The organism is Flavobacterium sp. UBA6135 (assembly GCF_002428305.1).
Classification (GTDB): domain Bacteria; phylum Bacteroidota; class Bacteroidia; order Flavobacteriales; family Flavobacteriaceae; genus Flavobacterium.
This window is the reverse complement of record NZ_DIVJ01000010.1, coordinates 156,312-175,280: the sequence shown is the minus strand read 5'-3', so window position 1 is coordinate 175,280 and position 18,969 is coordinate 156,312. Positions and strand designations below refer to the sequence as shown.

Below are 18,969 nucleotides of genomic sequence, written 5' to 3'. Positions count from 1 at the left end.
GCCATTTAAATAGTATATTTACAGCTTAATTTGGTTTTAAATGGCAGTCCACAAATTAGTAATCGACGATTTTGAAGAAGCTGATTTTCAACTAATCGCTATTCATACCACATTAGAAGATTATCGGTTGGCCTATTTTATAAACCAGAATCTGCCGATCTTGTTGAGTCGAAGCAAAAAAGAAATACAAACTTCATTTCAAACCATCAAAACCGGATTTACCCGATTTGTGTTTGAAGATCCTGACAATCAAATTGCTTGGAATTTAATTGAAAATAAAAAAGAAATTGCGGTTTCACAAAAAAACAAAGGACAAACTCTTTTTGAAAACTCAGAAGAATTCACCACTACTTTATATTTAGTTCCTGAATACAAAAAAGTAGATTTTTTTTTCAAAATTGATGCTGAAAAATCACAAGTAAATATTGCCGGATTAATGGGAAAAATAAAAAACATTCCATCTTTAACAACACTTTATCAAGTAGATAAATCAAAAATTAAATCAAAAAATAATCTAATTTTCTAAAAAGAAATGCCAACAAATAAAAAAACAAAAATTGTAGCCACCTTAGGTCCTGCATGTAGTAGTAAAGAAATCATTAAAAAAATGATTGATGCCGGAGTTAATGTTTTTAGAATTAATTTTTCTCATGCAGATTATACTGACGTCAGCGAAAGAATAAAAATTATTCGTGAATTAAATGACGAATATGGTTATACCACAGCCATTTTAGCCGATTTACAAGGTCCAAAACTTCGTGTTGGGGTTATGAAAGAAGATGTTGTGGTAAACAAAGGTGACATTATCACTTTTCAAACTGCAGAAGACATCCCCGGAACAGCCGAACGCGTTTATATGAATTATAAAGAATTTCCAAAAGATGTAAATCCTGGTGAAAAAATTCTTTTAGATGACGGTAAATTAATGTTTGAAGCTATTGAAACAAACGGAACCACAGAAGTAGTTTGTAGAGTTATTCAAGGTGGTCCGTTAAAATCAAAAAAAGGAGTTAACCTGCCAAACACAAAAGTATCGCTTCCGGCTTTGACTAAAAAAGACATAAAAGATGCCTTATTTGCTATAGAAAACAATGTAGATTGGATTGCACTTTCATTTGTAAGAACTTCAAAAGATTTAGAAGAGTTACAAGATTTAATTGCTAAACATTCCGATCATAAAATTCCGATTATTGCAAAAATTGAAAAACCGGAAGGTGTAGAAAATATTGATAAAATTGTTGCTTTTTGTGATGGATTAATGGTGGCTCGAGGTGATTTAGGAGTGGAAGTTCCCGCTGAAGAAGTGCCTTTAATTCAAAAGAAATTAATTCACAGAGCTAAAACTGCTCGAATTCCGGTAATTGTTGCCACACAAATGATGGAAACAATGATTACAAGTTTAACTCCAACAAGAGCAGAAGTAAACGACGTGGCCAACTCGGTCATGGATGGTGCTGATGCTGTGATGTTGTCAGGTGAAACTTCTGTGGGTAGTTATCCGGTTGAAGTTATTGAAACCATGACTAAAATTATTACTTCCGTAGAAGACAGTCCGCTGATTCAAGTGCCACAAAACCCACCTCATGTTAGAACAAAACGATTTATAACCAAATCTATTTGTTATCATGCTGCGATTATGGCAAATGAAATCAAATCAAAAGCCATTTCAACACTAACTAATAGTGGTTATACTGCTTTTCAAATTTCAGCTTGGCGTCCGAGTGCTCATATATTAGTATTTACTTCAAACAAACGTATTTTAACACAGCTTAACTTGTTATGGGGTGTTCGTTCTTTTTACTATGACAAATTTGCCAGCACTGATGATACGGTTGAAGATGTAAACAGCATTGCCAAAGAAAAAGGTTTTGTTTTTAAAGGCGATATGGTTATAAATTTAGCTGCAATGCCAATTGCAGAAAAAGGAATGGTAAACACCTTACGTGTTTCTGAAATAGAGTAACATACATCATAAAAATAACTAACTCCAATTGAGATTTCTTAATTGGAGTTTTTTTTTAAAACTCAAATTTCAGTTGCACCACAACAGTTTTTTTGATTTCAGTATTTAAATTATTTAATGATATCCCCAACAATCGAACAGATTCTTTTAATTTTTCTTGGTATAATAATTCTTTTGCGGTTTCCAACAATAAGGCTTTATCAGAGATAAAATAGGGCAAGGTTTTGCTTCGGGTTTGTTGTGAAAAATCAGAGTATTTTATTTTTAAGGTTACTGTTTTTCCGGCTATTTTGTGTTTTTGCAAACGTCTGTCTAATTCTTTCGCAATATTTTCCAACCGCTCTTCCATAAATACTTCAGAAGACAAATTTTCGTTGAAAGTACGTTCCGCTCCAACTGATTTTGATATCCGATTGGGTTTCACCGGGCTATTGTGAATACCGCGAACAATGTAGTAATAATGCACGCCGCTTTTACCAAAGTGTTGTTCCAAAAAATCCAAACTTCGGAGTTTCAAATCCATTCCGGTGTAAATACCAAATTGATACATTCGTTCTGCTGTAACCTTTCCGATACCATAAAATTTTCGAATGTCTAAAGCTTCCAAAAATGTTGTTACCTCATCGGGATTAAAGGTTTTTTGTCCGTTTGGTTTGTTGTAATCTGAAGCAATTTTAGCTACAAATTTATTTACAGAAATACCCGCAGAAGCAGTAAGACCTGTTTCATCAAAAATGCGTTTTCTAATTTCTTGAGCCAATAAAGTAGCACTCGGATTTCCTTTTTTATTTTGAGTTACGTCAAGATAAGCTTCGTCTAACGAAAGAGGCTCCACCAAATCAGTATATTCATAAAATATCTTTCTGATTTGTTTTGATAGTTCGGTGTAACGCTCAAATCGAGGTCGTACAAAAACCAATTCGGGACACAATTTCTTTGCCTGAACGCCACTCATGGCACTTCTAACGCCATATTTTCGGGCTTCATAACTAGCCGCAGAAATCACACCTCTAATCTCACTTCCACCAACAGCAAGTGGTTTCCCTTTTAATTCAGGAAAATCTTTTTGTTCCACAGAAGCATAAAAGGCATCCATGTCAATATGTATGATTTTCCGATTGAGCATTGGCGTTTCCATTTCACAAATTTATAGTATCTTTCGCTTAGATTTTCAAACCACATGTTAGAAATAGAAAGAAAATTTTTGGTCACTTCTGAACAATTTAAAACAGAAGCTTTTCGGCAAAATAGAATTGTGCAAGGCTATTTAAGCTCTATTCCTGAGCGAACAGTTCGCGTTAGAATAAAAGGAGAAGAAGGTTTTTTAACCATTAAAGGAAAAGGAAACGAATCCGGCATGACTCGATTGGAATGGGAAAAAGAAATCTCACTTGCAGAAGCAGAAACACTATTACAACTTTGTGAAAAAGGAGTAATTGACAAGGTGCGTTATGAAATAAAAAAAGGTAATCACGTGTTTGAAGTTGATGTTTTTTCAGGTGAAAACGAAGGATTAATCCTTGCAGAAGTTGAATTAAAATCTGAAACTGAATCTTTTGAAAAACCTGATTGGCTAGGTAAAGAAGTAACCAATGATGAACGTTATTACAACGCATATTTAAGTAAAAACCCTTATAAAAATTGGAAATGATGAAACGAATAAAACCCATTCTGATTATAGCTATACTACTGCTGGTATCTTGTGAAAAAACGTCTATATATGCTACAATTGACAACAATTTTAAAGATAATCGTTGGTTTAAATCATCAAAAAGAACACTCAAACTTGAAGTTAAAAAAGAAGTATCAACCTATGATCTATTATTTGATTTTAGACATGTTCATGATTTTCAATTTTCTGAAATTCCGATTCAATTTATAATAGAAGACCCAAACGGAAAAGTAAGTGTAGAAAAAATCATGCTTTCTATAAAAAATGAAAAAGGTAAAGACAGAGGTGAATGTATGGGTGATATTTGCGATTTAAGACAAGTTATTTTTAGGGAAAAAGAATTAATAAAAGGAGATTATACTATTAGCATTTCTCATCAATTTCAAGGTGAGTATCTTCCAAATGTGATTAGTATTGGATTGAGCTTAAAGGAAATTTTTTAATAATAATTTTTAAAAATGAATAAAATTCTATTTATTCTTTTATCTTTTTTACTTGTTTCTTGCGTTAACGTAAAAATACAAAACACCAAAATTGACAAAGAAATTGTAAAAAGGAATCACCAAACTTTTTCTTATCAAGAAGGAGATTCAACTTATATGATGTAAAAATATTTCTTGGTTTTATTGAAAAAAGGAAAAAACCGGAAAAATCAGTATAACCGGACCATCTGAAAATCACGAAACAATATCAGGCTTTTTACTGTTTAATACTGAAACTATGAAAGAAGCCGATAGTTTAGCCTATTTGGACCCAGCGGTAAAAGCAGGCCGATTAGAGGTTGAAACCCTTCCGTGGTGGGCCGCAAAAGGCAGTAAACTGAAATAATTAGTCTTCTGTTATAGTTTCTACTTCCTGAATAATTTCGATGGTTACTTTCATGGAACCATAACCATGATGTCGTGCAATTTCCCGAAATGCAGCTTTACTTAAATCAATCTCACGGCTTTTAAGAAAAGGGCCTCGGTCATTAATCGTCACAATTGTTGATTTCCCGTTTGCTTCGTTAGTTATGCGAACAATTGTTCCGAAGGGGAGGTTTCTGTGTGCTGCAGTTTGCTTTTTGTTGTCAAAAATTTCACCGCTAGCTGTTTTTCTTCCTGTAAATTTATCTGCATAATACGAGGCGTGAACATTCTTTTTATAAAGTTTAAAAACAACATTATCCAATATGATGATACTATCGTTTAAAATGGAATCCCTTTTGACAGTATCCTTATACACGCCATATTTATAAGATGTAACGGCTTTAAAATAGCTTTTTGGAGCAAAACTGCTCATTATTAAAATCAGCATCAATCCGAAACCTACTATTTGATACACTTTTTTCATAAGGGTCATTTAACGATTTGATTGACTTGCAAAAGTTGTTCCAAAAACAAAAAAACCACGTAAAACGTGGTTTCCAAGCTTGTTATCCTAACCAGGAGCTCCAAGGAATTCTGCTTAAAATAAGTAAAAGCCCTACTCCGTAAAAAAATAATATTTTTCTGAATTTGGCAGTTCCTTCGGCTTTTTTGTGTTTTGACCATCCGATTGTGATTAACGCAATTGCAATAATGTTAATCAGCGGGTGCTCTAACATTGTAAGACGCAATTCTGCATTTTTCATGGCTCCTTCTGTTCCAAAGGCACTGAACCCTTTTTGTGAAACAAAAAAAACGGCCAACCCTAATATCAATTGAATGTGCGTAAAAATTAATGCAAACAAAGAGATTCGCAAATCTTTTGCTTCAAAGTGTTTTTTGCTACTATATCCAATAAAAGCATTGATAACGGCTAAAACTAATACTGCAATAGCCAAATAAGCCCACCAAGAATGTAATTTTTGTAAAAGTTCGTACATGTTTTAAATTTATTTGAATAACAAATATAATCAAATAAAAAAACCTCTCAACATTTTTGATTGAGAGGTTTAAAATTATAAAAAATAATTTAGTTGAATGTATAACGAATTCCAACTTGCATTTGCCATCTTGAAGAATTCAATCCTTGATCATCAATCTGGTTTAAAGTTCCTTCAACTGCGGGGTTGTATCTGAACGTTGGGGTAGTTCCATCAGGTAAAAATCCAACTTGATTCAACAATTGAACCTGATCAAACGTTGCAAAATAACGTTTCCCCCATTCTTTATTCAACAAATTAGTAAAGTTGAAAATATCAGCAGTAAATTCGAAAGCATGACTTTTATTTTTTATATTCAATTTAAATTCTTGAGCAAATTTCAAATCAATAACATGACTCCAGTCCAATCGATCACCGTTTCTTTCTGCATATTTTCCTCTTCTTTTTCTTAAGTAATCATTCCCTTCAATAAAAGCATCTAAAGCTTCCCATTGTTGTTGAGGATTTAACCCTGTTGAAGGATCATTTACTAATACAATTTGTGATTGTTCAGCCGGAACAAAAATCAAAGCAGAATTTGAAAAAGTATCACCTAAAATTCTTCCGTTGTCATTATAAACATAACTTATTGGGGTACCCTGAGCTCCTTCATAAAATAAACCAATTCGTGTTTTTAAGTTTTGGTTCCATTTATAAGTAAAAAAGGCATTACTTAAAACTCTATGACCTTGATCAAAATCAGATCTGGAAACTCCTCCAATTGCGTTTGATCCTCTAACGGTTTCAATATTATTCCACTGTGAACTGTTTTGAGAAGAAGTTGCATCAAATAAAACAGTAGATTCTCCATAAGAATATGTAGCTTGAACATTTGCTTCAAATTTATCAGAAATAAAGTTTCTTGTTAGCGTAAAAGCTGCATTCCAAGCTTTTCCTTCACTTGTGTTAGATGCTAAATAAATCCCTTGATAGGTGTTATCTACTCTATTATTAGCATTATAGCGTGGTCTATTATCAGCTCCTGTTAGATTTGTAAAAGGTTCTCTAATGTTTAGGTTTTCATAAGTAATCGCTGAAATATTATCATTGTAAGTTAAATCAGCAGTTAATGTTAACCCTAAAGGTAATCTCTGATCAATTGCTATATTAGCTTTAAATAGTTGAGGTAATTTAAAGTCTTTAGCAAATAAATCTACATTTCCGGAAAATTGACCCGGTGCACCAGGATTTCCTTGAGGAGGAGCAATATTTGAAGGCAAGCCCCCTATTTGTGATGAAACACTAGGATTTGGATTAAAACTCGGCATATTAGGGTTTGTAACTCCATTAATGTCAACAGCTCCTTGAGTAACCCCATTATTATTATAAGCTCCACCTGGCCAAACTAACGGCAACCTTGAAGTAAAGACACCTAATCCTCCTCTAATTTGTGTTTGCTTTTTACCGTTTACATCATAATTAAAACCTAATCTTGGAGATACATGAGGGCGTGTTGCTATTCGATTTCCAACACGTGCCCCTTGCAAGTCTTTGCCTTCAGCTTCTAAAAGAGCAACAGTTCTGGTGTTAAAATCCTCGTTTTTAATATAATTATCCCAAACCGGAATATCAAATCGCATTCCGTAGGAAAATCTAAAATTATCAGACAATCGCATTTCATCTTGAACATAAACCCCAAACTGCATCACATCAAATTCTGCAGCTCCTTCTGAATTATCTCCTTCTCCACCAACCAACGAATACCCAATTCTGTATCTATTAGGTTTATTATTTAAAAGAAAATCTTCAAGATTATCATATCTGTAATACCCATAATTTCTTCCAAAGAAAACGTTTTTAGAGGAACTAAACTCATTGTGAGTTCCAATGGTTACTGTGTGCATTCCTGTATGAATTTCTACGTTATCAGTAATAGTCAGTATTTTTTGTTCTAACAAATTAGCTGTTGAAAAAGGTTCTGAACCAATAAAAATTGTACCTAATCCATCTCTAATCTCAACATTTGGAAACGGATTTCCAATAGCATTTCTATCATCAACAACAGAAGTATATCCAACAACTAAACTATTTGAAACTTTGTCACTAAAGCGTGAAGTAAGTTCAATTGAAGATGAATTTGTTGTTGAATTAAAAATTTGTGATCCGTTGTAAAAATTAATAGCATTATTTGATGATCTGTTTGGAGATATGTTTTCTGCTTTTACTAAACTATGTCTAACTGCCAATTTATGATTATCATTAATATTCCAATCCACTTTTGCAATTAACTTATCGCTTTTTAAAGTGGTTTTTGTATTACTATATGCACCTGGGTCGTAACCGTATGTGTTTACCAAAAAATCTCTAAACGAAGCTAAGTTTTGAGCCGCCAATCCTGGTGTTGCAACTCCATTAGCTAAAGAAATATTTCCTACATAATTATTTATATCAAAGGGTTGCGGCGTTTCGTTGTCTTGTCTTTCATAATTAATAAAATAAAACAATTTATCTTTTGTAATAGCTCCTCCTGCACGAACACCAATTGTTGTTGCATCAAATTCTGCTAATTTACTTCTATTGTCTTGACTTATTGCATAAGGAGTAAGACCTGCTAAGTTTTGATTTCTATTTAAAAAATATGCTGATCCTTCAAAATTGTTCGTTCCTGATCGGGTTATGGCACTGATTGCTCCTCCAGCAAAACCGGAAATCTTAACATCAAAAGGAGCAACTTGAACTTGAAACTGTTCTATAGCATCAATTGATATTGGACTCACACCTGTTTGTCCGCCATTTGTACCGTTTGCAGCTAATCCAAAAACGTCATTGTTTACGGCTCCGTCAATATAAATTGCGTTATATCTATTATTCTGTCCGCTAATAGATAGAATATCGTCGCCTCTTAGTTGTGCTTGTGGAGTTAGTCTCGCAAAATCTGCAATGTTTCTTGAAAGAGAAGGTAATGCTTCAATTTTCTTGGAATCGATTATGGTTTGAGCTCCCGTTTTCTTTGAATTAAATAGATTGTCTTTTGAACCCACTAATACTACTTCATCCAAAGCACTAATTTCATCTTCTAAATTTGCGTTGATTGTTTGAGAATCTCCCAATTGTAAATAAACATTTTCTTCTCTTACTGTTTTAAATCCAACATAAGAAATTTCAATTGTGTACGGCCCACCAACTCTCATGTTTGATATTCTATAACTCCCGTTGACATCTGATGTTCCGGCATACCTTGTGCCTGAGGGAGTGTGCGTGGCAATAATTGTTGCCCCTGATAAAGATTCAGTGTTGCTTTCACGAACCTTTCCGTTAATCGAAGATGTTGTGTTTCCCTGTGCAAAAATCATTTGCGAAGAAAATAAAACAAATACTACGATTAGAACTTGTAAAATTGCTTTCATGTCTTGTTGTTTTAAATTTTGGCAAATTTCAGTTACTAATCTAGAATCTGAATTATGTAATCATTAACAAAAAGACAATAAAAAAGTCAACCAAAAAGTTGACTTTAAATTAACATTAAGAAGTATAATTACTTCTTGAGATAATGACTCAATAGAAGATTTGTTGAAGAATCATGCTCATTGATAATTCCTGAATTAATCTCATCCAAGATAGAATTAGCCAATTGCTTTCCTAATTCAACGCCCCATTGGTCATAACTGAATATATTCCAAATGACACCTTGAACAAATATTTTGTGTTCATAAAGAGCTATTAATGCTCCTAAACTTTCAGGAGTGAGTTTTTGAATTAAAATGGTATTGGTTGGCCTGTTTCCTGAAAACACTTTGAAAGGCAATAAAAAGGCAGCTTTTTCTTCGGAAACGCCTTGTTTTGTAAATTCGGTTGAAACTTGTTCGGCAGATTTTCCGTTTAACAACGCTTCTGTTTGTGCAAAAAAGTTTGACATTAACTTATCATGATGGTCTTGATTGCCGTGTAATGGATGAACAAAACCAATAAAATCTGTTGGAATTAATTTTGTTCCTTGATGAATTAATTGAAAAAAAGCGTGTTGTGAATTGGTTCCCGGTTCGCCCCAAATAATAGTTCCGGTTTGATAATTTACGGGATTTCCGTCTCTGTCAATGCTTTTCCCATTGCTTTCCATTATCCCTTGTTGCAAATATGACGCAAACTTTTCAAGGTATTGTGTGTAAGGAATTAATGCTTCACTTTCTGCTCCAAAAAAATTGTTATACCAAACCGTAAGCAATGCTAAAACCACCGGAATATTTTTATCAAAAGAAGTGGTTTTAAAGTGAACATCCATTTCATTTGCTCCTTTCAATAATTTATCGAAATTTTCAAAACCAACGGCTAAACTTATCGTTAAACCTACTGCACTCCATAACGAGAAACGACCTCCAACCCAATCCCACATTGGGAAAACATTATCGGGGTGAATTCCAAATTCTGTCACTCTTTGAATGTTGGTTGAAACAGCCACAAAGTGTTTGGCAACATCTTCTTGTTTGGCAACTTTTAAAAACCAATTCCGAATAGTTTCAGAATTTGACAAGGTTTCTTTTGTGGTAAACGTTTTTGATACAATTACAAAAAGTGTGGTTTCCGGGTTTAATTTTTTAATAATTTCACTAACATGATCTCCATCAACATTGGAAACAAAATGCACGTTTAAATGGTTTTTATAAAACTGTAATGCTTCAACAACCATTGCCGGACCCAAGTCTGAACCTCCGATTCCAATGTTAACCACATCTGTAAACTGTTTTCCGGTAAATCCTTTTCTGACTCCGGTAATAACTTCATCTGTAAACAATTTTATTTTAGACTTAACCGCAAAAATTTCAGGCATTACATTTTTTCCATCAATAGAAAAACTATCTGATTCATTTGCTCTCAATGCGGTATGCAAAACAGCTCTGTTTTCTGTTTTATTTATGGCGTCTCCTGCAAAATATTTTTCAATAGCATCTTTTAAATTTACTTCTTCTGCAAGAGAAATTAAATGATTTATGGTTTCTTTTGTGATGATGTTTTTTGAATAATCCACTAAAAAATCATTCCATTTGATATGAAATTTTTCTGCTCTTGACGCATCTTCTGCAAACATATCTTGCATGGAAGCATAGTGCATTTCTTCAAAATGAGTTCTTAAATTTTGCCAAGCAACTGTTCCTGATGGATTCAAACTTTCTAGTGCCATAATTATTCTGAAGTTGAGTTAGTTGTAATTCTAATATTTCTAAATGCCACATAAGCCACGCTATCCAGTTCTTTTTTCATTGGAGCCATTATACTCATAAATCTGGGTTTGTGTTTGTCAGGCATCGGTTCTGTGTTTGGTAATTTTTGTGAAAGCGGATCCACTTGTTCACCATTTTTCCAAAAACGATAACAAACATGTGGGCCGGTTGCTAAACCAGTGCTACCAACTTTTCCTATTACTTCCCCTTGATTAACACGTTGTCCTTGTCTTACAAGAATTTTTGACATGTGTAAATATTGTGTAGAATAAGTGCTGTTATGCTTTACCTTAACATAATTTCCGTTTCCGGCCGTGAATCCGGTTCGTTCTACAACTCCGGAAGCGGTTGTTTTTATTGGCGTACCGTGAGGAGCCGCATAGTCTGTTCCTTTGTGAGCTTTCCAAGTCATTTGAACCGGGTGAAATCGTTTTGGAGAGAACTTTGACGATATTCTAAAATAATCCAATGGAGCTTTTAAAAACATCGTTTTTAGTGCTTTTGCTTCATGGTCATAATAATCTACTTTTTTGGCTAAGGTGTCTATTTTAAAAGGGAAGGCATAAATCTGTTTGCCTTTGTGTTCAAAAAAAGAGGCTTCCATTTTCTCTACACCAGCATATATGGTGTCGTTGATGAATTTTTCATAAAAAGTAACTGCAAATTTATCGCCTTTTTGAATTTTAAAGAAATCAACAGTATAGGCATAAACTTCAGCTAAATTATGTGCTAATGACGGATCAACTCCTTCTCTGTTCAACGTTTCTGATAGCGAACCAATAATTTCAGAAGCAAAAGTTCTTTTGATAATTTTAACCGGTTTTTTATCTTTATACGTTTTAATGTCTTTTCTGAAATCAACCACTTGATAATTAATATTATCTTGTTGATAAATGAACACTTGTAATTGATGTGGCGGTGTTTTTGATTTTAAAAGCGTGATTGGCCTACCAACGCGGATATTTTTAAGGTTAAAGGAATCCTTAATTTTTTCGACAACTTCAAACGGATTAATATTGCCAAGGTGATGTCTTTCTAATATTTTGCCAAATAAATCTCCTGTTCTGATTGTGTCTTGTTCTACAAGAAAATCATTATATGTGAATCCGAATTCAACTATAATTTTCTCCTTCATTTCAGGTTCAATTATTTTTGATTCTTCTTTTTTATTACATGAAATCAATAAAAATACAACTACTAAACTACTTAAAAAATACTTCAATTTGATTGGTTTACAACATTAAACACTTTCTTTCTCTCCCCAGTTTTTCAACTCTTCTTCACTCCACAATTCAGGGAAGAAAATTCTTTTTTGGTATTTGGGCAACATGTATTTTTTCCAATCACTTCCTCCTGTTGCTTCACCTGAGCCATAACCGCTGTCAATGTATTTTTTTGCTGCATTAAAATGACCCATGACCCAAGTAATGTTTACCGTGTAATCATAATGACGCATGGCATTTCTTAATTCTGTGTTCTTTTGATCTTCAATAGGTAATTGTTTGAATTTTCGCCAAAGGTTTATGGTATTGTATTCTTCCATAAAAGAAAGAAATTCCTTTTTATATTTTCGCTCAAATTCTTGAATTAAAAAAGTTTTTCCCCCAGTTTGATAATCTTTACCGGCGGCTTGCCAATATAAATGTTCAAATGCATTTTCATATGGGGTATTTCTATCAATAGAACCTCTATAACGAGCGTCAATAAGGTTTATCAAATCTGTTGAAGCAAATTCAATTAATCGATATTGAGCACTTTGAAAACCACTTGCGGGAGTTAATGTGTTTCTGAATTTCATGTATTGTTCTACATCCATTCCTTCTTTCATAATATCGAAAGATGTAGTTAGCATATCAAAATAACGACTGATACGCATTAGTTTTTCTGTAAAAATAGGGGTTGTAATTTGGGAAGCTTTTGAAACTTGGTCAATTTCCCATAAAATCATTTTAAAAATCAATTCATTTACCTGATGATACATGATAAATACCATTTCATCAGGCAATGTAGTTCTTTGAATTTGAAGATTTAACAAAGCATCTGTTTGAATATAATCCCAATATGTTATTGGTTTTGACCACAAAAGCCCTTCTAAATGAGTTTCTGTTTTTTGGTTTATGGCTTGATATTTTTTTTCAATTTTATCAAGTAGTTCATCAGTGCTTGTTGTATTCATCATTATTTTGGTTTAATGGTAAAGGAGTGTTTCAGTCCTTTAAACTTTTCTAAATCTGCTTTTAATGATCCGACAGCCAAACTGGCTTTTATCCTAACCGGCAATTTGTTGTCATCATCAGAAATCCAAACAGTTAAGCTTTCTTGTTCTTTAAAAACACGGCCCGCTTGAACATATGGTTTAAAAACCATAGTTGGAACAATTCCAAATTTAGTTTTTAAATCTTCTCTGCCTATAAATTTTAACTTAAACTTTGTTGTTTCATCGTCAAAAAACATGTCTATATTAATTGACTCTCCCACTTTTAATTTATTAATGTTGGGATGGTTTCTTAAATAATAAAACGAAGACAATATATCTTGTGTTTTATCCGGCACTGAAAATGTTTTTTCAGTATTTCTCTTGTAATCTTTTACTAACACGGTCTTATCACTGTGATTAAAAAATCCTTCTTGGTTTTTTGTGTAACCGCCTTCATTTATTTTTCTTACGAAATGAAAAGGCACACCCGTGCTTTTATCAAAAAAACTTTGGTAATCGTCTTCCACTTTAAAAAACAATTTTGTCATTCCGGTGGTATATCCATAGCCTTTTGCATGAAATACTTTTTTATTGTTTTTCACAACTTCATTCACTTCCAACTCAGCATAACCGGCATTGATTAAACCGTAATGTATTCGAAATTGAAACCACTCACCTGATTGAAACGCTTCTTGAGTTGCAATCGGGGCCTCTTGTTTAGTAAAACTTACAGTTACTAAAAACAAAATAATGAGAATACCTTTTTTCATTTTAATTTATTTTTAAACTGTAAATACAATTTCTGTTCCAAAAGTAATAAAAGTTAAAGGGAAGACAAAAAGTAAGCTTTAAATATTGATTAAATCTACACATTTATAACATTAAAATAGGCTATATGTCAAAAAAAACACAAACCCCAATCAATTTGACTGGGGTTTGTGCTATTAACTAACCAAAAAACTATAAATTATGAAAAATATTTTCATAGCTAAATAAGGAAACCACCCCTTTGTTTAGCGAGTGCAAAAGTAGTTATTAAATTGACAAGTTTTCAATAAAAAATCAACTTTAACTAATTATTTGCATTTTATGACTATTTATAAGATTGAAAATTACACATAACTCAAAGAAAATGAGTTTTTATAACGTTCCTCTCAATGCTTGTTCTCTTTCGATCGACTCAAATAAGGCTTTAAAGTTACCCGCACCAAAGCCTCTAGCACCCATTCGCTGAATAATTTCAAAGAAAAGTGTTGGTCTGTCTTCAATTGGTTTGGTAAAAATCTGTAACAAATAGCCTTCTTCGTCGGCATCAATCATAATTCCTAATTTTTGAAGTTCGTTAATATCTTCTTTAAATTTAGACATGTGATCTTTTAAACGCTCAGGAATTGCATCATAATAAGCTTGTGGCGGTGTGCTTAAAAACTCAATTCCCCTTTTTCGCATTTCAGCTACCGTTGTTAAAATATCATCGGTAGCTACGGCAATATGTTGCACACCCGGACCTTCATAAAAATCTAAATATTCTTCAATTTGTGATTTTTTCTTTCCTTCTGCCGGCTCGTTTATTGGGAATTTAATTCTCCCATTTCCGTTACTCATCACCTTACTCATTAAAGCAGAATATTCAGTAGTAATTTGTTTGTCATCAAATGAGAGGAAATTTACAAATCCCATGACATCTTCATACCATTTTACCCAAACGTTCATTTCGTTCCATCCTACATTTCCCACCATGTGGTCAACATATTTTAACCCAACAGGTGTGGGATTGTAATCTGATTTCCATTCTTTGTATCCGGGAAGAAAAGTACCTTTATAATTTTTGCGTTCTACAAACATATGAACGGTTTCGCCATATGTATAAATTCCTGCTCTAATCACTTCGCCAAATTCATCGGTTTCTACTGTGGGTTCCATAAAAACCTTGGCTCCTCTTTTGGTAGTTTCTTCAAACGATTTTCGGGCGTCTTCCACCCACAGAGCAACAACTTTCACACCATCGCCATGTTTTTTTACATGCTCTCCAATAGGTGAGTCGCTTTTTAATGCAGTTGTTAATACCAAACGGATTTTGTCTTGTTTTAAAACATAAGAAGCTCTGTCTTTTACTCCGGTTTCTAATCCGGCATAAGCCAACGATTGAAAACCGAAAGCAGTTTTATAAAAATGAGCGGCTTGTTTGGCATTACCTACATAAAACTCAACATAATCTGTGCCTAGCAAAGGAAGAAAATCCTGAGCTCCTTCAAATATTTTTTCCAATCCGTATTCTACTGATTTTATTTCTTGTGACATAATTTTAATTTTTTAAATAGTTATTAATTATAACCAAGATTGATAATATTTTTCATCAGCAATTTTCATTGCTTCTTCTGTCACCATCAATGGTTTGAAAGTATCAACCATAACAGCCAGTTCTTTGGTTTCTGTTTTCCCAATACTTCTTTCATAGGCTCCCGGGTGCGGTCCGTGAGGAATTCCGGCAGGATGTAATGAAATTTGTCCCGGTTTAACGTCATTTCTACTCATAAAATCTCCATCAACATAATACAACACCTCATCACTATCAATATTACTATGATTGTATGGTGCAGGAATTGAAAGCGGATGATAATCATATAATCGTGGAACGAATGAACAAACTACAAATGCATCTGTTTCAAAAGTTTGATGTACCGGTGGCGGCTGATGAATTCGTCCCGTAATGGGTTCAAAATCATGAATGGAAAAAGCATACGGATAATTATAACCATCATATCCCACAACATCAAAAGGATGTGAAGCATATACCATTTCAATAATTTCGTCGCGTTTTTTTACTTTAATGACAAATTCACCAATTTCATCATGAGTTTCTAATTTTTCGGGGCGTCTTAAATCGCGTTCGCAAAAAGGAGAATGTTCTAACAACTGTCCGAACCAGTTTCGATATCTTTTTGGGGTATAAATTGGCCTTCTTGATTCCACAATAAACAACCTATTGTCTTCAGTATCAAAATCTATTTTATAAATAATTCCTCTTGGAACTAATAAATAATCACCGTATTTGAAATCTAAATTCCCCAATAAAGTTCTCAAAGTACCTGATCCTTTATGAATGAAAATCATTTCATCGGAATCGGTATTTTTATAAAAATAATCTTGTGTTTTATTTTGAGGGGAAGCTAATGTGATGTGACAATCTGAATTGGTTAAAACAATTTTTCGACTCTCTAAATAATCTTTTTCAGGAGCCACATCAAAACCATATAATCGATAAGATTGCATATTATTTGGTTTCACCACTTTTGGTGCAACACTATATTGTTTTCTGATTTCTTTTACTTGCGTTGGACGATGAACATGATACATGTTTGAGTACATTCCGTCAAACCCAACGGTTCCGAACAGTTGTTCATAATATAATTCTCCGTTTGGTTTTCTGAATTGTATGTGACGTTTTGGAGGTATATTTCCTAATTTATGATAAAAAGGCATAATTTTAAATGAATTAATTAAACAATTATTAAATGCGTTATTTAAAACAAACGCATACAGCAATATAAAGTTTATTTACTCATTCCGGATTTCTCTTGATGAGGAAATGAAGATGTTCTAACAAGCCTTGCCAAAAAACAGTCATAACTGCAATTATTATTTATTATTGAGGTTTTTGCCAACGATAATTCCTATTCCGAAAGCTAGTAATAAACCCAAGATAACTACCATTAGATTTTTTTTTAAATCCATACAAATATCGGAAAAAATATTGACTTGATTGTAAAATTAAAACCAAAAACCTAGACTTACCCATGTGTAATGGTTCTTGGTTTCGGGAGACCAACTGTGTTTTAATTCTATTGGGCCAAAAATAGTTTCTAAACCATAACCAAAAGCATAGCCTGAATATCTGGGTTTTTTGTACCAAACATCAGTTTCAAAAATATTTGTACCCAAATTAGCAAAGTTTGCCGTAAAATCCAGATGGTTTTTTTTGTAAATATTATAATTTAAAGTAAATGCAGATTTTACATAGCTATTCCCTTCTAGGCTTAAAAAATCATAACCATAAAAATGTCTGAAATTATTAATTCTATGAAAACCATAACCTCCTAAGACAAAATTAAAAAAAGGCACAGAACTTTCTCCAACAGCAAAACCCCCTTCGGTTTGAATGCGAAGTGTAAAATCTTCATAAAATGTTTTTGCAATGGCACCGTCTGCCTTTACAATTGAAAATTTGTTAAATTGATTTGTATAATCTGATGAATATAAAAAGGATTGAATATCGCCACTAAAATACCACCCTCTTTTTGGAAAAAATTTATTGTCAAATGAATCATACTTCATATTTCCAAAAACACTAAAATAATTACTTTTTTCAAGTAATGGTGTTGTGTTTTGCAACGTTTCAGATTCGATTCGTAATGATTTAAATTCAACTCCGCCTATGGCTAAAAATTTTTGAACAAAAACAGTTTGCACATAAAACTGGTGTGTAAAATCTGAGAAATCTACATTAAAAGAATTGATCCCTAATTCATCTAACAACAAGCCTCTACTGAAATCGGACTTAATATTTCTGTTAAACTGATTGAACCTTGATTTAAAACCGTAACTCAGGTAAAAACCATTATCAATATAATAATCTAAATAATATCGTATGTTATCCCCTAACACAACATCTGCTGAAAAAACATCGTTTTTTAACAACAATTTTTTGTGTGTATAATTTATTAAAACGCCACTTTTATAGAGTTGGTCATAATGAATTCCAAACTTCAAAAACGTTTTTTGTTTGTTTTCATTTAAGCTTATATTTATTTTATTACCTTCTTCACTTTGATCAATTGTATAGGAGATTGAGTTGAAATTTTGAGTTGCATTCAAATTCTCAATTCCTTGTTTTAAATCAGCATAAGAAATCTTTGTGTTTGGTTTAAACCTTAATTTCCCAATTAAATAGGAACGTGTGTAGTTTTCGAGTTTTTCTGTATTAATTGAGCTGATATACAAACTATCCGTTTCTTGAACCATTACAACAGAAGGCAGTTTTTTTGAATTGGTTCCTAATGCTTTTAATTTTTCATAAACAGAAAACCCTGCTTCCTCTCCTTTTTTTATAATTTTATCACTTTGATCAAATGAAATAACAGAGAAATCACTCACCTCCGGCTTTATATAAATATCGGTCATCTCTCGATTTTTGTTCATTCTTTGAATCATTTGAAGGTTTGATATTTGCACCAAAATTCTTGAAGCATCTTGTAATTGTTCTCGGTCTTTTAAATCATCTTGAACATCAACTCCAATAATAATATCAGCACCCATTTTTTTTAAATCTTCGATGGGATAATTATTTACAACACCTCCATCAATTAAATATTTCCCGTCAATTTCAATTGGTGAATACAACGTAGGAAAAGCTCCACTAGCAAGAACAGCTTGTGCCAGAAACCCTTTGTTTAATAGTACTTCTTCACCTGTTTCTATATCCGTTGCAATACAAAAGAAAGGAATTGGGAGTTTATTAAAATCTCTAATAGTATAAACATGATTGGTAAGACGCGTTATCATATTATAATTATACAATCCTTTTGAAAGAGCCACAGGAACTCCCAACTTGAAATGTGAAAAAGGCAACATAACAGCATAACGTTCATCATTTCCTTTTTCATAAAAATTCTTTGATCTTCTTGAGATAAAATCTTGAATTATAGCGTCATAATCTGAACTCTTAAAAATACTATCCAATTGACGAGCCGTATAGCCCGAAGCGTACAAGCCGCCAACAATTGCACCCATGCTTGTACCTCCAATATAATCAATTTTAATTCCGGCTTCTTCGATAACCTTTAAAACGCCAATATGTGCCAATCCTTTTGCTCCACCACCACTCAACACCAATCCAATTTTTGGTTTTTGTAAGGTATCTTGAGAAAAGGAGGAAATTGGTAAAAGGTAAAAGGTTAATGGTAAAAGGTAAAAGGCAAAGTTTAATGGACGAAAAGAAGTAATAAAAGCCGATTGAAATAGCGTCTTTTTCATCCATTTCAATTGAAACAAAATTGCCACAATAAAATTCAAAAAGGCAGTTTCAATTCTTCTCAA

The 18,969-nt window shown here is 32.9% G+C and carries 16 protein-coding genes; 5 read left to right on the top strand and 11 right to left on the bottom strand.

Annotation, left to right across the window (positions count from 1 at the left end; all coding sequences use genetic code 11):
- The first annotated feature begins 40 nt into the window (after positions 1-40).
- Both B3L86_RS03150 and pyk read left to right on the top strand, forming a co-directional pair.
- Positions 41-526: an IPExxxVDY family protein gene (locus B3L86_RS03150; protein WP_291114943.1), complete on the top strand. Its 486-nt coding sequence runs from the start codon at positions 41-43 to the stop codon at positions 524-526.
- Between the two features lie 6 nt (positions 527-532).
- Entirely contained in the window at positions 533-1,963 is a 1,431-nt protein-coding gene (gene pyk, locus B3L86_RS03145) for a pyruvate kinase (RefSeq protein ID WP_291114941.1), read from the top strand.
- A 55-nt stretch (positions 1,964-2,018) separates the two neighbouring features.
- On the opposite strand, the gene dinB is transcribed toward pyk, so the two are convergent.
- A complete protein-coding gene (gene dinB, locus B3L86_RS03140) occupies positions 2,019-3,101 on the bottom strand; it encodes a DNA polymerase IV (protein WP_291114939.1) in 1,083 nt (360 codons plus the stop codon).
- A gap of 42 nt (positions 3,102-3,143) precedes the next feature.
- On the opposite strand from dinB, the gene B3L86_RS03135 reads away from it, so the two are divergent.
- From B3L86_RS03135 to B3L86_RS03125, 3 genes are read left to right on the top strand one after another with little or no spacing between them, the layout of a single operon-like run.
- Entirely contained in the window at positions 3,144-3,614 is a 471-nt protein-coding gene (locus B3L86_RS03135) for a CYTH domain-containing protein (protein WP_291114937.1), read from the top strand.
- The gene (locus tag B3L86_RS03130) at positions 3,614-4,078 is read left to right on the top strand and encodes a hypothetical protein (RefSeq protein WP_291114935.1); all 465 of its coding nucleotides are present in this window, start codon (positions 3,614-3,616) and stop codon (positions 4,076-4,078) included. The genes B3L86_RS03135 and B3L86_RS03130 overlap by 1 nt, the downstream gene beginning before the upstream one ends.
- A gap of 15 nt (positions 4,079-4,093) precedes the next feature.
- Positions 4,094-4,243 (top strand): hypothetical protein, encoded by a 150-nt coding sequence (locus tag B3L86_RS03125; protein WP_291114933.1) that lies wholly within the window; start codon positions 4,094-4,096, stop codon positions 4,241-4,243.
- Between the two features lie 220 nt (positions 4,244-4,463).
- Here the strand turns inward: B3L86_RS03125 and B3L86_RS03120 are convergent, their stop codons facing one another.
- The 10 genes from B3L86_RS03120 to B3L86_RS03075 all read right to left on the bottom strand — a co-directional run bounded on the left by B3L86_RS03120 (position 4,464) and on the right by B3L86_RS03075 (position 18,969).
- Positions 4,464-4,967 carry a septal ring lytic transglycosylase RlpA family protein gene (locus tag B3L86_RS03120; RefSeq protein WP_291114931.1) on the bottom strand — a complete coding sequence of 168 codons (504 nt, stop codon included), beginning with the start codon at positions 4,965-4,967 and terminating at the stop codon, positions 4,464-4,466.
- 82 nt (positions 4,968-5,049) lie between these two features.
- The gene (locus tag B3L86_RS03115; protein ID WP_291114929.1) at positions 5,050-5,481 is read right to left on the bottom strand and encodes a hypothetical protein; all 432 of its coding nucleotides are present in this window, start codon (positions 5,479-5,481) and stop codon (positions 5,050-5,052) included.
- Positions 5,482-5,570: 89 nt separating this feature from the next.
- Entirely contained in the window at positions 5,571-8,867 is a 3,297-nt protein-coding gene (locus B3L86_RS03110; protein WP_291114927.1) for a TonB-dependent receptor, read from the bottom strand.
- 128 nt (positions 8,868-8,995) lie between these two features.
- On the bottom strand, positions 8,996-10,636 hold the full coding sequence (gene pgi / locus B3L86_RS03105; RefSeq protein WP_291114925.1) for a glucose-6-phosphate isomerase: 1,641 nt from the start codon (positions 10,634-10,636) through the stop codon (positions 8,996-8,998).
- 2 nt (positions 10,637-10,638) lie between these two features.
- The gene (locus tag B3L86_RS03100) at positions 10,639-11,898 is read right to left on the bottom strand and encodes a M23 family metallopeptidase (RefSeq protein WP_291114923.1); all 1,260 of its coding nucleotides are present in this window, start codon (positions 11,896-11,898) and stop codon (positions 10,639-10,641) included.
- A gap of 18 nt (positions 11,899-11,916) precedes the next feature.
- Positions 11,917-12,852 carry a tryptophan 2,3-dioxygenase family protein gene (locus tag B3L86_RS03095; RefSeq protein WP_291114921.1) on the bottom strand — a complete coding sequence of 312 codons (936 nt, stop codon included), beginning with the start codon at positions 12,850-12,852 and terminating at the stop codon, positions 11,917-11,919.
- A 2-nt stretch (positions 12,853-12,854) separates the two neighbouring features.
- Positions 12,855-13,643, bottom strand: coding sequence for a DUF3108 domain-containing protein (locus B3L86_RS03090; RefSeq protein WP_291114919.1), 789 nt, complete (start codon positions 13,641-13,643; stop codon positions 12,855-12,857).
- 370 nt (positions 13,644-14,013) lie between these two features.
- The gene (gene hppD, locus B3L86_RS03085) at positions 14,014-15,174 is read right to left on the bottom strand and encodes a 4-hydroxyphenylpyruvate dioxygenase (protein ID WP_291114917.1); all 1,161 of its coding nucleotides are present in this window, start codon (positions 15,172-15,174) and stop codon (positions 14,014-14,016) included.
- Between the two features lie 27 nt (positions 15,175-15,201).
- On the bottom strand, positions 15,202-16,356 hold the full coding sequence (locus B3L86_RS03080) for a homogentisate 1,2-dioxygenase (RefSeq protein ID WP_291114915.1): 1,155 nt from the start codon (positions 16,354-16,356) through the stop codon (positions 15,202-15,204).
- Between the two features lie 288 nt (positions 16,357-16,644).
- Positions 16,645-18,969 (bottom strand): patatin-like phospholipase family protein, encoded by a 2,325-nt coding sequence (locus B3L86_RS03075; protein WP_291114913.1) that lies wholly within the window; start codon positions 18,967-18,969, stop codon positions 16,645-16,647.